Consider the following 632-nt stretch of genomic DNA (forward strand, 5'->3'; position numbering starts at 1 on the left):
CTTTTTCCCTACCGGGGCGAACCCATGGCGCACTCGGATCGCGTCCGTCACCTGGACCGAACGTTCCTCCCACCACCGCCGATGCCAAAGAACGACTCAGCCGATTGAACTCGCTGTCGAATACGAGACCGTGATGACCGCGCTGACCACTCAGGCAGCGTGACCAGACCTGTCACCGGATTCAGCAGCCCCTTTGCCCCGTCGCGGCATGCGTACGTGGGTTACCTCGAGCGCACGATCCGTCGCACGCTAGTCGTGGGCATGTCGGAACGTCAGCATGGCGTCGAGGGTGGCAGTGCGGTGGCGGCGGGCGGCGAGCTCGATCTCGATCGGGTCGGCCTTGTTCTCGATCAGGTCGACCAGCTCGGCGGCGGGGACGCCGCTGCGGGCGCCGACACCGATCGTGAGAGAGGGGTGGGTCACTGCTGGTTCCTCTCGAAGGCCGGTGCTCGGGAAATCCCACCACGGTGCCGCTGAACTGGTCAATCGTGCGGGTTGTGAGCTGCGACGCGCCGTAAAAGCGGTGGACACCGGCCGTCCGCTGAACGAGCATCCGCCTGTGACCGAACGATCAGCACCCTGGACCTCTGCTCCCGCCGCCACCACCCAGGTCAGCCTGGTGCAGGTGCCAC

The 632-nt window shown here is 66.0% G+C and carries 2 protein-coding genes; one reads left to right on the forward strand and one right to left on the reverse strand.

All coding sequences use genetic code 11. From position 1 onward, the window contains the following. Nucleotides 1-249: 249 nt before the first annotated feature. The gene (locus tag ABD323_RS43545; RefSeq protein WP_344447550.1) at nucleotides 250-423 is read right to left on the reverse strand and encodes a hypothetical protein; all 174 of its coding nucleotides are present in this window, start codon (nucleotides 421-423) and stop codon (nucleotides 250-252) included. 22 nt (nucleotides 424-445) lie between these two features. Here ABD323_RS43545 and ABD323_RS43550 point away from each other — a divergent pair. Beyond that, nucleotides 446-632: hypothetical protein (locus ABD323_RS43550; RefSeq protein WP_344447551.1), on the forward strand; the 187-nt coding region annotated here is incomplete at its 3' end.

Origin of the sequence: Kitasatospora nipponensis, from assembly GCF_039528135.1 — a bacterium.
Classification (GTDB): domain Bacteria; phylum Actinomycetota; class Actinomycetes; order Streptomycetales; family Streptomycetaceae; genus Kitasatospora; species Kitasatospora nipponensis.